Raw genomic sequence first — 15,066 nt, forward strand, 5'->3', positions numbered from 1 at the left:
GGGCCTGACCGGACAGGACGAGAAGGTCCTGCGTCTGGTCGGTGACCCTGCTGACCGGGACTGAGTGGCGGGTGCGGTGGGAGGCGGAGCGCTGGTTCCTCCAGGCCGACGGCGAGTCCGGCAGGCGGTTCGGGAACGAGACGATCCGGGTCAGTCCTGCCGGTGAGGTGAGTATCAAGCTTCCGGCACCGTTGGCCGGGCTGGCGAACGCGCCCCACGGCCGGTATGTGCTGGCCTGCGGGGTCGGGTTCCGGCACCGGGGCGAGCAGTGGGCCGACCGCATCGCCGCCGACCGTGCCGTGGCCTACCGCACATCACCGTCGTCGCCGTCGATGCCGCCTACACCAGCCGCTGGGGCGCTCAACACTGGAAGAGGCCCCTCACCAGCAAGAACAGACAGACCACTCGCCACCATGCGGCAGCGGTGGCGATCGGCAGGCGCGCCCTGGGGCACCCGATCCGGCGACGGACGCAACCGCCCCCGCAGGACCAATGGGGTCTCCCCTGCTCGAGCGAAGCCGAGAGCTTGGGGAAGATCGTGCGGGGCATCGGACCGTCCAGGCCGCACCGGTGGCTCCGGGGCGTGAGGAAACCCGCCCCCGCATTCCCGGACCACGAACACGATCCGTCGGCACCGGATGCGGAGCGAAAACGGGCGACCAGAGGGGGCACCTCCCAGCGGTAGCTGGGGGAGCCCACAACCGTTCGGAGCACCCGGCTGAGCACGAGTCCTGGCACCAGGACCCACTCCCGCTCAGTCTCTAGGAACGGTCAGATGTCCACTACCAGGCGGGGGGACCGGGCGCGGGACACGCAGGCGTACATGCGGCCCTCGGGGGCGCCGATGTCGTCGCGGTGTTCGGGCCGGCCGTCGACGACGGCGATCTCGCAGCTCCCGCAGACGCCTTCGCGGCAGCCGGACGGCACGGGGAATCCGGCGTGGGTCAGGGCGTCCAGCAGGGATTCGTCGGGCGGCACCTGGACCGTCCGCCCGGACCGGGCGCACACCGCCTCGAACGGTGTGTTGGGGGCGAACGTCCTGGTCACGGGCTGGAACCGCTCCATGTGGAGCCGTTCGGCGGGGAACGTGGCCTCCGCCGCGGCGAGCATCGGCGCGGGGCCGCAGCAGTAGACGAGGGCGTCGGGGTTCAGGGCGGACCGCAGCGCGGTGAGGTCCGGCCTGCCGTGCTGCCGCGTGGCGACGATCCGTACGCGATCGCCGTGGCGGGAGCGCAGTTCGTCGGCGAACGGCATGGTGGCGGCCGACTGCCCTGCGTACACGAGCGTGGCCGGAACGCCCGCCCCGGCCGCCGCCCGCAACATCGGCAGGATGGGGGTGATGCCGATGCCACCGGCGAGGAAGAGGTATTCGGGCGCGGGTACGAGCGGGAAGTGGTTCCGTGGCAGCGACACATCGAGGGTGCGGCCGCGGCGCAGGAACCGGTGGATGTACTCCGAACCGCCCCGGCTGAGGGGATCGTGGCGTACGGCCACCCGGTACGTGTCGCGGTCCGCCGGGTCCCCGCACAGCGAGTACTGCCGGGTCAGCCAGTTCGGCAGGGCCAGGTCGATGTGGGCTCCCGGCTCCCAGGGCGCCAGCGGGCCGGTGGCGCCGCGCAGGACGAGGGCGACGACGCTCTCGGCGACTTGGCGTATGGCGTCGACGGTGGTGTGTTGTGGCTGCTGCATCGGTGATTCACCTTGTGGCAGGAGGAGTTGGGAGGGGTCAGTAGAGCTTCCGGTAGCCCTCTTGGAGGGTGCGTTCGAGCATCTGCGGGTCGATGTCCACGCCGAACTGGGCGGCGGCGATCTCGCCGATCGAGGGCATCTCCTCGGCCAGGGCCTGGCTCGCGGGGTCCCACAGCCGGGACCGGATGAGCGCGCGGCCGCAGTGGAAGTACGCCTCCGCGACCTCGACCACGATCGCCAGCTCGGGCGTCCTCGCCTCGGTGCGCATCCGGGCGAGGACATCGGGCTCATCGGTGGGGTAGCCGCGGCCGTTGACGCGCAGCGTCTCCCGCAGCCCGGGGATGAAGAAGAGCAGCCCGACGCCGTCGTTCTCGGCGAGGTTGCGGAACGAGTCGGCGATCTTGTTTCCGGGCCGGTCGGGGAGGGCGAGGGTGTGTTCGTCGAGGACCTTCACGAACCCCGGGTAGTCGCCGCGCGGCGAGCAGTCGGCGCGCCCGGCCGCGTCCGCCGTGGCGAGGGTCAGGAAGGGTGAGTGGGCGATGAAGTGGCGGAAGTAGTCGTCGATGCGGTCGAGGATCTTGGCCTCGATCATGGCGTCGGGTTCCCCGAGCCGGGTGCGGACCTCGGCCGGTGACACCCGCCGGGGGCGGGCAGGGGCATGCGTCACTAAGGCTCCTTCGTCGGGGGTGAAATGGGCGGGGCGAACGCGGCGGCGGGGCGTGACCGGTCGCACCACCTGCGGCGGCAACTCACCGCTCAGCCGCAGCTCATGGCATCATTGTGAGCAATCATTCAGGTTCCGCGCCACTCGCATTCGCGGCCCCGCCCAGGAGGTGTCATGACGTCAGGCCACCGCGGACTTCGGCCACGTAGACAGCCACGCCAGGCCCGGGCCGAGCTGACCCGGCAGCGCATCCTCACCGCCGCTGCTCACGTTTTCGCCGAGTACGGCTACGCCGCCGGGACCACCAACCGCATCGCCGAGCAGGCCCGGATCTCGATCGGCTCGCTGTACCAGTACTACCCGAACAAGGACGCGATCCTGGTCGAGCTGGTGACGAGCCACCTCGACGCCGGGGCAGCCGCCACCAAGAGCCTCCAGGACGAGGAGCAGCCCGAATCCCTCGAAGAGCTGCTGCGCGGCTTCGTGCACACCGTGATCGGGAACCACCGCGACGATCCGCAGCTGCTGCGCGTCATGGCCGAGCAGGGGCCCCGGGCGCCCGAGTTGCTGGAGAAGGTCGCCGCGTACGAGCGCGAACGCATCGCCTACGCACGGGAGTTGTTCGACCGGCACCCCGAGGTCCGGATCGCCGACACGGACACCGCCGCCCGGCTCGTCGTGACCACGGTCGAGCTGGTCATCCACACCCTCATCGCCGCGCCCGATCCCGTCGACGCCACCCGGCTGGAGAACGAACTCGTCGCGATGCTCATCCGCTACCTCACTCCACAGCCCGGGCCGGGACGGGACGCAACGCCAAGCGGGTGTTGACACGACGCCGAGCCCCATCGTGCCGCCGAACATCGCGAGCCACGCTCGAACGTGGCTTCGACGACCGCGCCGCCCGGTCCCGGCAATGGCTCGCTTTGCCCCGTCATGGCCGGTTGTTCCCGGCCGCGTCCTTTGCCGGGGCCGCCCGGCGCCCGCATAGTGAGCCCATGACCGACGCGTACGAGCGGATGATGCGGGCCAACCAGTCGAACTGGGATGCCCGGACCCCCGTCCACCTCGCCAGCCGGTTCTACGGGATCGACGAGGACCCCGATCCGTCGCGGTGGTTCGCCCCATGGGAGTGGGACGACATCGGCGAGGTGGCCGACCACGATGTGCTGCACCTGCAATGCCACCTCGGCACGGAGACGATCGCGTTCGCGCAGCGCGGGGCGCGGACGGTCGGTCTCGACTTCTCCGAGGCGTCCGTGCGGGCCGCGACCGGGATCGCGGCGCGGGCGGGCGTCGACGTGTCGTATGTGCGGGCCAATGTGTACGACGCGGTGGAGGCCCTGGGCGGGCGGCGGTTCGACGTCGTCTACACCGGCAAGGGCTCGCTGTGCTACCTGCCCGACCTGGACCGCTGGGCGGGCGTCCTGACCGAACTTCTCCGCCCCGGCGGTCGCCTGTACATCGTGGAGTTCCACCCGCTGTTCAACGCCCTCGGCCCGAAGCCCGCCCCCGGCGAGGGCCCCGAACTCCTCCTGCGCCACGACTACTTGGGCGGCAGCGGCCCCGTGCACCGCGACGCGACGCACACCTACACCGACGGCCCGGCCGTCGAGGGCGCCACCGACAGCTACGAGTGGATGCACGGGCTGGACGAGGTCGTCAACGCCCTGGTCGGGGCGGGTCTGAGCATCCGGCGGCTGCGCGAGTCACCGGAACTGCCCTGGCCCCGCTGGCCGCATATGACGCGCGCCGCGTCCGGATGGTGGCAGCTGCCGGAGCCGCGGATCCCGCTGCTGTACGGGCTGATGGCGTGCCGTTGAGAACAAGTTGAAAACACGAGTCGGGGCCCCGCTGACCGGGAAAGGCATTTCGCTGCCGCGCGAATGACGGAACAGTAGCGGGAACGCAGAGTCAGAGGAGATCGCATGCCACCCGGTGCCACCCCGCCACGTCTGTCCGTCGTCCTCGACACCGATCCCGGGGTGGACGACACCTGGGCGATCCTGTTTCTGGCCGCCCAGCCGGACGTCGAGATCGTCGCCGTCGGAGCCGCGCACGGCAACGTACCCACGGCCACGGCGGCGGCCAACGCGTTGCGCGTGCTCGATGTCGCCGGCCTGGACCACGTACCGGTCGCCGTCGGACATCCCACTCCGCTGCAACAGCCCCTGCGGACCTCCGAGTTCGTCCATGGCGAGGACGGTCTCGGTGGCAACGCGGGGCCCGCTTCACCGCGCGGGGTGAGCCGGGAATCGGCGGCGGAACAGCTCGTACGCCTCGCCAGGCAGCGGCCGGGCGAACTGACGCTGCTCGCGCTGGCCCCGCTCACCAATATCGCCCTCGCCCTTCGGCTGGAGCCGAACCTGCCGAGCCTTCTGCACCGTGTGGTGCTCATGGGCGGCGCGTTCCGGGTGCCGGGCAATGTCACCGCCTGGGCCGAGGCGAACGCCGCCCATGATCCGGAGGCCGCGGAAGAGGTGCTGCGCGCGGGGTTCGCCCTGACCATGGTGCCGCTGGACATGACCGACCACGCATGGGCCGACGAAGCCTGGCTGAAGCGGATCGCGGCCGCGACCACCCCGGCGGCTCGCTTCGCGTCGTCCGTGCTCGACACCTACGTCGCCCTCTACAGCGGCGCCCGCGGCACCGTCGGCTGCGTCATGCACGATCCGCTGGCGGCCGCCATCATGGTGGACGAGTCCCTGGCCACGTACGAGGAGTACCAGGTCATGGTGGAGCTGGCGGGGCACACGCGGGGCGCCACGCTGCTGGACGACCGCAAGTTCACCATCCGCCACGGGGGCATCCCCGACGATCGGCGTCCGGTACGGATAGCCGCCACCGTGGACGCCGCCACCGCCATGGACCGCATCCGCCACGCGCTGGTCACACCGGGGGCCGACCAGGAAGGCACACGATGACCGACGCCCCCTCCCCCCAGCACTACGCGCCCCGCTGGGCCGACGACACCCGCCCGACCCCGCCCTCCGTCGGCGGCGAACGGGAGACCCTGAGCGCCGTCCTGGACTGGCACCGGGCCACCTTCGAGCTGAAGTGCGCCGGTCTGCCGCCGGAGCGGCTGTCCGAACGGGCGGTGCCGCCGTCCAGCCTGTCGCTGCACGGCATCGTGCGGCATCTGGCGGGTGTCGAGCGCTGGTGGTTCCGCATCCAGTTCGCGGGCGAGAACGTGCCGATGCTCCACTACTCCGACGACGACCCCGACCAGGACTTCGACAGCCTGGACGGTGACGTCGGCGAAGCCTTCGCCGTCTGGCGCGCGGAGTGCGACCGCTCCCGGCACATCACGGCCGCCGCCGCGTCGCTGGACGAAACCGGGATCCGCAAGCGGACCGGCGAGCCGATCTCGCTGCGGAGGATCATGGTGGACCTGATCGCCGAGTACGCACGCCACAACGGCCACGCGGACCTGCTGCGCGAGCGCATCGACGGCACCACCGGGATGTGACCCTCAGCGTTTCAGGGAGCCACCCGCGCGACCGCTCCCGTCTCCAGCGCCACCCAGAGCGCGCCGTCGGGGCCCAGGGTGATGCCGTGCGGTTCGGACGACGGTGAGGGCAGGTCGTACGTGGCGATCTCACCGCGCGCGGTGATGTGACCGACGCGGTTGGCACCCCACTCGGTGAACCAGCACGATCCGGTGGCAGCCGCGACGATGGCGTGGGGTTTGGCGGTGCGGTCGGGGAGCGGGAACTCCTCGATCGCACCGTCCATCGCGATCCTGCCGATCTGGCCCGCCGCGATCTCCACGAACCACACGGCGGCGCCGTCACCGGCGATGCCCACGGGTCCGGCGCCGGGTGTCGGCAGGGGGTGGATGGCGATGTCGCCGTCGGTGGTGATGCGGCCGATGGCGTTCGCCTGGTTGAGGGTGAACCACAGGGCGCCATCGGGGCCGTTGGTGATCGCCGAAGCGAAGCCGCCCGCGACCGGGAGGGTGAACTCGGTGATGTCTCCGTCCCCGGTGATGCGCCCGATCCGGTCGGTGTTCATTTCCGTGAACCACATGGCGCCGTCCGGACCGGCGGTGATGCCGTAGGGGCCGCTGTCGGGCGTCGGCACGCGAAACGATTCCGCCGCACCGTCGTGCGTGATGCGGCCGATCCGGTGGTCCTGGGACCGGGTGAACCACAGGGCGCCGTCGGGCCCGGGGGCGATGACCATAGGACGGCACGTCGGCGCGTCGAGGGGGTACTCCTCCAGTGCGCCGTCGACCGTGAGACGCGCGATGCGACCGCTGTGCACGAAGGTGAGCCACAGGGCACCGTCGGGGCCGGTCGCGATGCCGTAGGGCCCGGCCTCCCGGTCCGCCACCGGGATCTCCGTGATGGCCGGGGCTGGGGATCGGTGCACAGCGACTCCTTACCGGGGTGGGGATCGGCCGATGGCTCGGCTCGCTCCATGGGCGGCACGCCGCCTCATGCGTCCCAACTGTCCACGAGGAGACGGCACGTGCAACCGCTTTTCACCGCCCGACGTGAGCACACCCGTCGGGGCCGCCCCATCCCGTTGCGCCGCGTCACCGGCCCCGCGGTGCGTCGAGCCGGAGCGCCTCGCACACCCCCCGGCTCAGGGCCACGTCGTTGTCCTTCCCGGCGACGGCCGCGCCGCCCTCGACGGCGTACCAGCCCTGGGTGGTGTTCACCAGCACATAACGCCCCTCATCGCCCCTTTCGAGTAGCAGGACGTACTCCTTCCCGGCGCGGAGCCCGGCGGTCTCGGGCCCGGAACCGGGGGTCGTGTAGTCCACCTGGATCGCGTCGCCCGATGTCTCGCCCTTGGCGGTCGCCACCACCGTCGCCGTGGCCACCGTCGTGCGGACACCGTCGACGGTCTCCTCGCGCCCGGCGCCGAGCCGCGCCCGTACGATCACGTCAGCCCTTCCCTCCAGCCCGGCCGTGCTGCCGAAGTAGGGCTCATCGGCCAGGCCGCCGCGGCCTGGTTTTTCCCCCGACCCGGCCGGATCGCCCTGGAGGCCGAGGAAGGCGACACCGCCGATGGCAACGGCGGCCCCGCCCGCGACAGCGGCCACCAGGAAGCCCCTTCGGGACGACCGGCGAGGGGCCGCGGCGGGCGCGGCCCCACCGGATCCGACCAGCGCGGCGAGTTCGTCGGCGGCCCGCCGCGACAGCCCCTCGTGCGCCGTGTCCGGGACCGGGTTGGCGTTCTTGACCAGGGCTTTTACGCGCATCACAGGGACTCCCGGGGCAGGTCGTAAACGGCACGGAACGCCTTGCGTGCTCGATGCAGCCGGACCCACACCGCGGACGCGCCGCATCCGAGGACTTCACCGGCCTCCGCGGCGCTGAGCCCGTCCCAGTAGCTCAGCAGCAGCACCTCCCGGTGTGCGGGCGGAAGCCGGTCGAGGGCGTCGAGTACGGCGCTGTCCTGGCCCGACGCCGGAGCGCGGCCCAACGCGTCGGCGATGGTGCGGTGCAACTCCGTGAGCCGTGCCATCGAGCGGTGGTGGTTGCTCAGCAGGTTGCGCGCGGTGACGAAAAGCCACCCGTTCCCCACGTCATGACCGGCCGTCATGCGCTCCCACGCGGTACGGAAGACCTCGGCGGTCAGCTCCTCCGCCGCGCCTCGGTCGCCCGACCGCCGGTACACAAAGGCGCACACCCGCGGGTGGTCACGGACGTACAAGTCCGTGAACCGCGCGGCACGGTCACGCTCGCTCCGGGTCATCGAGGTCTCCACACCCCTTACATGTCATGGACCCGGTGCATCCTTACCGACGCCCCGGCCCGCGCCCACCCCTTGACACCCGAGCGGGTGCGGCCGAGCATCTGCAGCGACACATCTGAGCGCCTATCAGGCGGTGGAGCTCGACGAGTTCAGCCGGTCGATACCGGGGGTCGGCCACGGCCTGGCCGCGATGTTCGCCTTCTTCCAGGACCGCGACCTTCTCTCCCGGGACCGGGACCTGAACGCCCTGCGCGACCTGCACCCCGGACTCGCCACCTTCGGCGACTGGTTGGCCACCACCGGATGGGACGGCACCGCCGGGGAATGACGACGCGCGCAGGACCGCTCGTGCGCTAATGTCCCGACATCGTTCAAAAACGAACGCAAGTTCTGCAAGGGGTGGGGGATATGGGCATCGTCTTGGGCACCGGACCGGGCAGCAGACGCAGCAGAGCGGCGGGCGCGGTGTTCGCCGCCGCGCTGCTGTGTGCCGGAGCGGCGGGCTGTGGTGCGGGGAAGTCCGGTGCGGGGAAGTCCGGTGCGGAGGAGCCGCGCATGGCGCCCGCGGCGGCCGTGCGAGCGGCGGCGAAGAAGACCGAGAAGCTCACCTCGATGAGCTACCGGATGTCCGGCACCACCCTCGAGGACGGCGGGGTCGAGGGCGAAGGAGCCATGACCTTCGACCCGCCCGCGATGTGGATGAAGGCGCGCTCGCTCGACCAGGGCCCGGACATGTCGGTGGAGTTCCGGCTCACCGGAGGCAAGCTGTACCTCGGAGGCGGCGCCATCAAGGCCGGGTTCGACGAGGAGTCCTCCCCCGAACTCGACGGCAAGAGCTGGCTCGCGACCGACTCCTCGGCCATGGGTAAGGGCGGCACCGGCGCGGCGGGACAGGGCGCCCTCACCGACCGGGCCGACAAGAATCCGGCCGAGGAGTCCACTTTCCTCTCCGACTCCGACAACGTGCGACGGATCGGCGACGAGACCATCGACGGCGTCCGGACCACCCACTACCGCGGCACGGTCACCCTCGCCCAGATGCGCGCGAGCCTGAAGGACGAGGACGCCGAGACCCGTAAGCGCCGTGAGAAGAGCCTGCGGCAGTACGAGGACCTGGGCGTCGACCGCCTGGCCATGGACATGTGGATCGACCAGGACAGCCACACGAAGCGGTTCCGCACGCGCGGCAAGAACGACGACGGCAACCAGCTCGACGTGACGATCACCGTCTTGGACATCAACAAGCCGGTCACGGTGGAGGCCCCGCCCGCGAGCGACACCTTCGACCTGGCCGACCTGACCCGGGGCCTGGCGGACTGACCATCGTGTTAGCCGGGTGTTAGCGGGGCGGCAGTGTTGCGGTAGCGGCCCTGGCCAGAGTGGTTGTCGTACCGAACGGACCACGACACCGACCTCTCCGGGGGACCCGAAATGCGCTCCAACACCACTGCCCGCACCGCCCGCCGTCGCAGCCTCCGCGCCGCCGCCGCTGTCCTGACCGCGGCCGCCGCCCTGACCCTGACGGCCTGCAACGGCTCGGAGGCCGACGACGCGAAGTCCGCGGGCCAGTCCGACACGGCTCCGGCCGGGTCCGGCAGCTCCTCGGGTTCCTCCGGCGGTGCGCAGGGTTCTGACGCCGAGGACAAGGGGGGCTCGGAGGCGGGCGCTTCGGGGGATCAGTCGGGCAGCGGGCAGGAAGGCGGCGGCAGCGCGCACGCGGGCGTCGAGCGCTGCCGCACCGACAACCTGGAAGCCGCCTTCGCCACGGGCGAGGACGCGCTTCCGGTCCCGGAGGAGGGCGCGGACGGCTCGACGACCGCCACCATCACCCTGATCAACAAGGGCACCAGCTCCTGCAAGCTCAACGGCTTCCCCGGTGTGGACCTGACCTCGGTGAACGGCGGCGAGCGCTGGTCCCTGACCCGCTCCTCGCAGAAGCCGAGCCCCGTGGAGGTGGCGGCCGGCCAGAGCACCGAGTTCACCCTCAACCTCGCCTTCACCAAGGAGGAAGAGGGCTTCTACCAGCCGGCCTGGGTCGAGATCACCCCGCCCAACGAGACCAAGGCCCTCAAGATCGAGTGGCCCTGGGAGTCCGACTCGCTCGTCGACCAGCGCAGCGCGACCCGCCCCGGCACCTTCGTCAACCCCATCGGCTGACCAGCTCGGAGCTGTGCCACCACCGTCCGCCGCCCCGGTACGTCACACCGCGACAGCGGACGGTGGTGGCCGTCTCAGCGGGTGCGGGGCTTCCCCTGGGCGTACAGCCACTTGTGGAACAGCGGACCGAGGTTCTTCCCTGACTCCCGCTCCGCGAGGCGCTCGAACCGGTCGGTGGTGCCGTGTCCGTAGCGGTGCTGTACGGCCCAGGCGCGCAGGACGCGGAAGAAGACCCGGTCGCCGACGGCCGTGCGCAGGGCGTGCAGGGCCATGGCTCCGCGGTCATAGACGGGGCGGTCGAAGATCTTGGCGCCGCTGCCGGGGTTGCCGGGCGGGAACGCCCACAGGGAATCGCCCGCGGGGGTGGCGTACAGGTCGTCGAACGTCTCCTAGGCGCTGGCGCCGCCGTGCTGCTCGTCGTAGAGCCACTGGGCGTAGCTGGCGAAGCCCTCGTTGAGCCAGATGTCCTTCCAGGAGGTGAGGGAGACGGAGTCGCCGAACCACTGGTGGGCGTTCTCATGGACGAGGGTGCCGAGGCCCGGGGCGCGGCTGTAGACGGGCCGGGTCTGGGTCTCCAGGGCGTAGCCGACGTCGGGCGCGTGGTCGACGATGGACCCGGCGGCGCGGTACGGGTAGGGCCCGAACAGCTTGCTCTCCCACTCCAGCACGCTCGGCAGCTTCTTCAGCACGGGCGCGGAGGCGGCGGCCTCGCGCGGGTCGACGGCGTCGTAGACCTCGATGCCGTCGCGGGTCGTGTACTGCTTTACCTTGAACTTCCCGATGGTCGCGGTGGCGAGGTAGGCGGCCATGGGTGCGGTCTGGCGCCAGCGGAAGGTGGTCTTCCCCTTGTGGCTGCTCCGGCCGAGCAGGACGCCGTTGGAGACGGCGGTGCGGCCCTTGGGGACGGTGATCGTGATGTCGTACGACGACTTGTCGAGCGGGTGGTTGTTGGCGGGGAACCAGGTCATGGCGCCCTGGGGTTCCCCGGCGACGAACGCGCCGTCGTCGGTGGGGATCCAGCCGTCGAGGGAGCCGTCGGGGTCGGTGACCGGGGCGGGCTTGCCCTGGTAGGTGACGGTGACGCGGAACCGCTGGCCCTTGCGCAGGGCGCGCCGGGGCGTGACGACGAGTTCCTGACCGCTGCGCTGGTACGCCGACCTGGCCCGGTCGACGGTCAGACCGGTGATCTTCAACCCCTTGAGATCGAGGTCGAAGCGGTTCAGGCGCTGGGTGGCGCGGGCGGTGAGCACCGCCTTGCCGGTGAGGTGTCGGCTCGACGGGTCGTAACCGAGCGTCAGTCCGTAGTGTGCGACGTGGTAGCCGCCGTTCCCGGCGAGCGGGAAGTACGGGTCGCCGACGCCGGGGGCGCCCGCCCGTCCGTCAGCGGTGGCGGGCCCGGCGGCCGTGAGCAGGACCGCCACGGCGACCGGGACGGTGGCGGCGGTGCGTATGCGGGAGTGGGTCACGTGCGCGCTCCTTGGGGGGTGGCGTGCGATCGGAGGCTCCTCAGATTAGGCAACCGCGCCAGCCGAATCCCGCCGAATCGTCTCCTGTCGCTTACGGGGGAGCAAGGTGCCCCCCGGCCGCGCAGGCCGGAGGGCGGGTTGCGGGTGGTTGCTTCGCTTATGGTGCCGGGGGCACGAGCACGGCACCGCTCAATCAACGTCCGTGGGACAGAAGCTAGAACGTGCGGTTCAGGCGGAGCGACAGGTAGCAGCCGCCGGCGCGGCCGTCAGTGTCGTCGCCCAGCGTCACGGGACGCCCCTCCTGGACAATTTGCGAGGTGTTCTTCGGGCGGGTGTTCTTGCACTGTCCCTTGGCATCGCCGCCGTCGTCGCCGTACCACTGCACCTCGAGGATGATGTCCGAGCGACCGGACAGGGCGAAGGTGAGGTTGCACCAGCCCGCCCGGCCGTCGGTGTCCACCCGGATGGGGTCGGCGAACGTCCTGAAGGAGGAGTTGATCGGGATCGTCTTCAGGCCCCCGTTCTCGCACTGGGTGTCGTCGCTACCGGGCTCCGCCTCCCACTTGTAGGTGGCGGTCAGGCCCGCGAGGGAGTTCGACGGGTCGTAGAGGCCGAAGGCCAGCTGACAGCCCCCCGCGCGGTTGTCGGTGTCCAAGCGGATGGGGGTGCTCCAGTCGGCCGCAGTGAACCACCGCTCCGGCGGGTTCGTCGGCCCGTCGCACTGGCCGTCCCCGTCGGGGTAGAACCGAACGCCCAGCTCGGGCGAGGCATTGGCCGAGGACGACGAGGCGCTGGCCGACGTGGCCGACAGGCCGGTCACCATCAGTATGCCGACCGCCAGCGTGGAGGCTAATCGGGCCGATCTACTGCCCAGCTTCAGCTTTCTCACGTGTGTCTCCCAGGATGTCTTCGCTTGATCCGGAAAAGGTGCCGAACCGTTCCACGAGCGTGAATGACCATCACTGAATTCCAGATTGGTGCGATGGAACAGAGAAGAACAGAGGAAAACCGAGGTGAGGCGCCGCGCCGACAGCGCGCGGCAGCAACGGCAAGAGTATCCAGGGCACATCAGGCCAACGAGCAGCCCGATATCGGCCATACCTGGCCGATATCGGCCTCCCGGCGCGATCTCGTTCCGCCAGGTTCCGGCGCTGGGGCTCGTGTGCTCGAAGAGGAGGCAAGGTGTCCAACGTCGAAGGACTCGCCGAGAAGGTGCTGCACGACCTTCACTGGGCGGGCGTTGCAGAGGAACCGACCACTACATGCTCAAGGTCGAGCGCGGAAGGCTACTTGGACGTACTGGTCTCCGACAGCTCGGGTATGGGTGTCGGGTTCTCCGTCGACTGGCGAAGCGGTGCGTGGTCCCGGCCGACGACCTGACCGGGACCGAGCACAACGCTCGCGGGCCCAAGCCCTGACCACCCAGCGCTCGGCCCCGAAGACCTACGGCATCGCGACGTCCCCCGCCAGCCGGACGGCAAGGAGCGGCCCGTCGAGGACGTCGGCGCGGGGCCGAGCCCGCCCGCCTCCCGCATGGGCCCGGCGAGCCGACCGGGATCCACACCGGTGCGCTCGTGCTCCCGGCCCGGCCGAACCGGCACACGATCCGGCCGTCTTCCGCGTAGCCGAGCGGCCAGGACGGGTCAGCGCAGTCCGGCGAAGAGATCCTTCTCCGGTACGGCGGCGCCGGTGGCGTCCTTGACACGTACGTACGTCTCCATGCCCATCAGCTCACCGAACCTCTCCTTGCCCATCTTGAGGAAGAAGATGTTCTCGCCCTGACTGGCGTGCGCGGCCAGCGCATCGAACTTCTGGCCGCTGAACGCGGTGGTGTCCACCCACGTGGTGATCTCGTCGTCGGGGAGGCCGATCTCGGCCATCGCGGCGGCCTCGGCAGGGTCCGGCTCCGGCATGTCCTCATCGAACTCGCGCATGGTCTCCCCGAACCGCTGCATCATCGAGCGGGGCATCGTCGTCCAGTACACCTTCGGTGTCAGCGTGGTCATCTCCAGCGCCGCCATCGTGATGCGGTGGGCCTGGATGTGGTCGGGGTGGCCGTAGAAGCCGTTCTCGTCGTAGGTGACGACCACATCGGGCCGGTAGTGCCGCATGAGTTCCGCGAGTCGGGCGGCGCCTTCCTCCACGGGGGTCTGCCAGAAGGATCCGGGGGCGTCGTTGCTCGGCCAGCCCACCATCCCGGAGTCGGCGTAGTCCAGCATCTCCAGATCGCTGATCTTCAGGACGTCACAGCTCGCCTTGAGCTCTTGACGGCGCATCGCGGCGACGGCCGCCGGATCGTGCCCGGGATCGCCCGGCTTGACACCCCCCGGTCCGTCACCGCAGCCGCCGTCGGTACACGTGACGAGAACCGTCCGGATGCCCTCCGCCGCGTACCGCGCCAGGACCCCTCCGGTTCCGGTGGCCTCGTCGTCGGGGTGGGCGTGTACGGCCATGAGCGTCAAGGGCCGGTCAGTCATGGAACAGTCCTCCAGCGGAATACGTCGTGATCCAAGTGCGCGGCGGGCATACCGCGGTCCTGGGGCCCGGATCCAGGTGGGCCGGTCCCTCGGTCGATGCAACCGCACCGCCGGGACGGCTGTTCCCCACGCGGCCGTTTGGCCTTCCTGACCGACGATCGTCGTTCTCCGGGATGCCGTGATGCGGAAAGCCCCGAACCCACCCTCGCCGCCTCGGATCTGCACGTGGTGATGTGCTGTGCAATGTGCACCTTTACCTGTACGCGGTACTGAGCTGCACTGTCGCTTGGGGAATCGAACCCCCGCGTTGCTCCTCACGCACCAGGAGTGGGCTGGAAAACCGCCAGCCCTCGGTGTGTGCACGCCTCCGAAGCCGCTACCTGCTCCGCATCGTCCCAGCTTGCTGGACCACTCAGTCCAGCAGATCGACCTCCCAGTTCGTACGCTGGATCCGCACATCGACCTCTCGGATCTCCCGGGCGAGTACATCCGCCCGACCGCGCAGTTCCGCGACCGGAAGCGCGGAAAGCATCATCAGCTCGGACCGGAGCTGCCGGCCGTATCCCCGCTCACCCTTGCCCACCGCCGCGTCCGCCGCCGCGGTGACCAGGGAGTGACGCAACCGCAGTACATCCCGACGTGCGAGGGCATCGGTGAGCGTGCCGTCCGGACCCATCTCCACGGTGGCATTGGTCCGGTTGATCCGCCGGATCAACGTTTCCAGAGCGTCGAGCACCTCACCGGCCTCAGCCAGCAGCTGAGCCGCGTCCTCGGCGGGTGTCTCCCCTTCCTGGTACCGCGCACTGCTGACGATGCGCGCCCGCAGCTGTTCCACTCGGCGCGTCGCCTCCGCACGTTCTGCCAGTGCCTCAGCAAGCTTCAAAAACTCTCCGCCTCCCCGTTC

At 70.4% G+C, this 15,066-nt stretch carries 15 protein-coding genes and 2 pseudogenes; 8 read left to right on the forward strand and 9 right to left on the reverse strand.

Annotation, left to right across the window (positions count from 1 at the left end; all coding sequences use genetic code 11):
- Positions 1-50 precede the first annotated feature (50 nt).
- A pseudogene (locus tag ACH4TL_RS29855) lies at positions 51-685 on the forward strand (IS200/IS605 family accessory protein TnpB-related protein); the annotation flags it as partial.
- Positions 686-771: 86 nt separating this feature from the next.
- Here ACH4TL_RS29855 and ACH4TL_RS29860 read toward each other — a convergent pair.
- Positions 772-1,689: a PDR/VanB family oxidoreductase gene (locus tag ACH4TL_RS29860; protein ID WP_398321952.1), complete on the reverse strand. Its 918-nt coding sequence runs from the start codon at positions 1,687-1,689 to the stop codon at positions 772-774.
- Between the two features lie 37 nt (positions 1,690-1,726).
- Positions 1,727-2,356 (reverse strand): MSMEG_1061 family FMN-dependent PPOX-type flavoprotein, encoded by a 630-nt coding sequence (locus ACH4TL_RS29865; RefSeq protein ID WP_398321955.1) that lies wholly within the window; start codon positions 2,354-2,356, stop codon positions 1,727-1,729.
- Positions 2,357-2,527: 171 nt separating this feature from the next.
- Here ACH4TL_RS29865 and ACH4TL_RS29870 point away from each other — a divergent pair, with 171 nt between their 5' ends.
- The 4 genes from ACH4TL_RS29870 to ACH4TL_RS29885 all read left to right on the forward strand — a co-directional run bounded on the left by ACH4TL_RS29870 (position 2,528) and on the right by ACH4TL_RS29885 (position 5,822).
- The gene (locus ACH4TL_RS29870; protein WP_398321958.1) at positions 2,528-3,184 is read left to right on the forward strand and encodes a TetR/AcrR family transcriptional regulator; all 657 of its coding nucleotides are present in this window, start codon (positions 2,528-2,530) and stop codon (positions 3,182-3,184) included.
- 167 nt (positions 3,185-3,351) lie between these two features.
- On the forward strand, positions 3,352-4,176 hold the full coding sequence (locus ACH4TL_RS29875; RefSeq protein ID WP_398321961.1) for a class I SAM-dependent methyltransferase: 825 nt from the start codon (positions 3,352-3,354) through the stop codon (positions 4,174-4,176).
- A gap of 105 nt (positions 4,177-4,281) precedes the next feature.
- Positions 4,282-5,277, forward strand: coding sequence for a nucleoside hydrolase (locus ACH4TL_RS29880; protein WP_398321964.1), 996 nt, complete (start codon positions 4,282-4,284; stop codon positions 5,275-5,277).
- Positions 5,274-5,822 (forward strand): DinB family protein, encoded by a 549-nt coding sequence (locus ACH4TL_RS29885; protein WP_398321967.1) that lies wholly within the window; start codon positions 5,274-5,276, stop codon positions 5,820-5,822. The genes ACH4TL_RS29880 and ACH4TL_RS29885 overlap by 4 nt, the downstream gene beginning before the upstream one ends.
- An 11-nt stretch (positions 5,823-5,833) precedes the next feature.
- Here ACH4TL_RS29885 and ACH4TL_RS29890 read toward each other — a convergent pair whose 3' ends face one another.
- The 3 genes from ACH4TL_RS29890 to ACH4TL_RS29900 all read right to left on the reverse strand — a co-directional run bounded on the left by ACH4TL_RS29890 (position 5,834) and on the right by ACH4TL_RS29900 (position 8,062).
- The gene (locus tag ACH4TL_RS29890; protein ID WP_398321970.1) at positions 5,834-6,727 is read right to left on the reverse strand and encodes a virginiamycin B lyase; all 894 of its coding nucleotides are present in this window, start codon (positions 6,725-6,727) and stop codon (positions 5,834-5,836) included.
- A 166-nt stretch (positions 6,728-6,893) separates the two neighbouring features.
- Complete coding sequence (locus tag ACH4TL_RS29895; protein ID WP_398321972.1) at positions 6,894-7,565, reverse strand: hypothetical protein; 672 nt, start codon at positions 7,563-7,565, stop codon at positions 6,894-6,896.
- Positions 7,565-8,062: an RNA polymerase sigma factor gene (locus tag ACH4TL_RS29900; protein WP_398321975.1), complete on the reverse strand. Its 498-nt coding sequence runs from the start codon at positions 8,060-8,062 to the stop codon at positions 7,565-7,567. Before ACH4TL_RS29900 ends, ACH4TL_RS29895 begins: the two co-directional genes overlap by 1 nt.
- Before the next feature lie 133 nt (positions 8,063-8,195).
- Between ACH4TL_RS29900 and ACH4TL_RS29905 the strand changes: the two genes are divergently transcribed.
- From ACH4TL_RS29905 to ACH4TL_RS29915, 3 genes are all read left to right on the forward strand, one after another.
- Positions 8,196-8,390, forward strand: coding sequence for a hypothetical protein (locus ACH4TL_RS29905; RefSeq protein ID WP_398321978.1), 195 nt, complete (start codon positions 8,196-8,198; stop codon positions 8,388-8,390).
- A gap of 80 nt (positions 8,391-8,470) precedes the next feature.
- A complete protein-coding gene (locus tag ACH4TL_RS29910; RefSeq protein ID WP_398321981.1) occupies positions 8,471-9,382 on the forward strand; it encodes a DUF1396 domain-containing protein in 912 nt (303 codons plus the stop codon).
- 111 nt (positions 9,383-9,493) lie between these two features.
- The gene (locus tag ACH4TL_RS29915) at positions 9,494-10,219 is read left to right on the forward strand and encodes a DUF4232 domain-containing protein (protein WP_398321984.1); all 726 of its coding nucleotides are present in this window, start codon (positions 9,494-9,496) and stop codon (positions 10,217-10,219) included.
- Between the two features lie 74 nt (positions 10,220-10,293).
- Here the strand turns inward: ACH4TL_RS29915 and ACH4TL_RS29920 are convergent.
- From ACH4TL_RS29920 to ACH4TL_RS29935, 4 genes and pseudogenes are all read right to left on the reverse strand, one after another.
- Positions 10,294-11,715: pseudogene (locus ACH4TL_RS29920) on the reverse strand (M1 family metallopeptidase).
- Positions 11,716-11,899: 184 nt separating this feature from the next.
- Entirely contained in the window at positions 11,900-12,574 is a 675-nt protein-coding gene (locus tag ACH4TL_RS29925) for a hypothetical protein (protein ID WP_398321987.1), read from the reverse strand.
- Positions 12,575-13,328: 754 nt separating this feature from the next.
- On the reverse strand, positions 13,329-14,162 hold the full coding sequence (locus ACH4TL_RS29930; protein WP_398321990.1) for a PIG-L family deacetylase: 834 nt from the start codon (positions 14,160-14,162) through the stop codon (positions 13,329-13,331).
- 412 nt (positions 14,163-14,574) lie between these two features.
- Positions 14,575-15,045, reverse strand: coding sequence for a DIP1984 family protein (locus tag ACH4TL_RS29935; RefSeq protein ID WP_398321993.1), 471 nt, complete (start codon positions 15,043-15,045; stop codon positions 14,575-14,577).
- Positions 15,046-15,066: the final 21 nt, after the last annotated feature.

It is taken from the genome of Streptomyces sp. NPDC021115, from assembly GCF_044333065.1.
GTDB lineage: Bacteria > Actinomycetota > Actinomycetes > Streptomycetales > Streptomycetaceae > Streptomyces.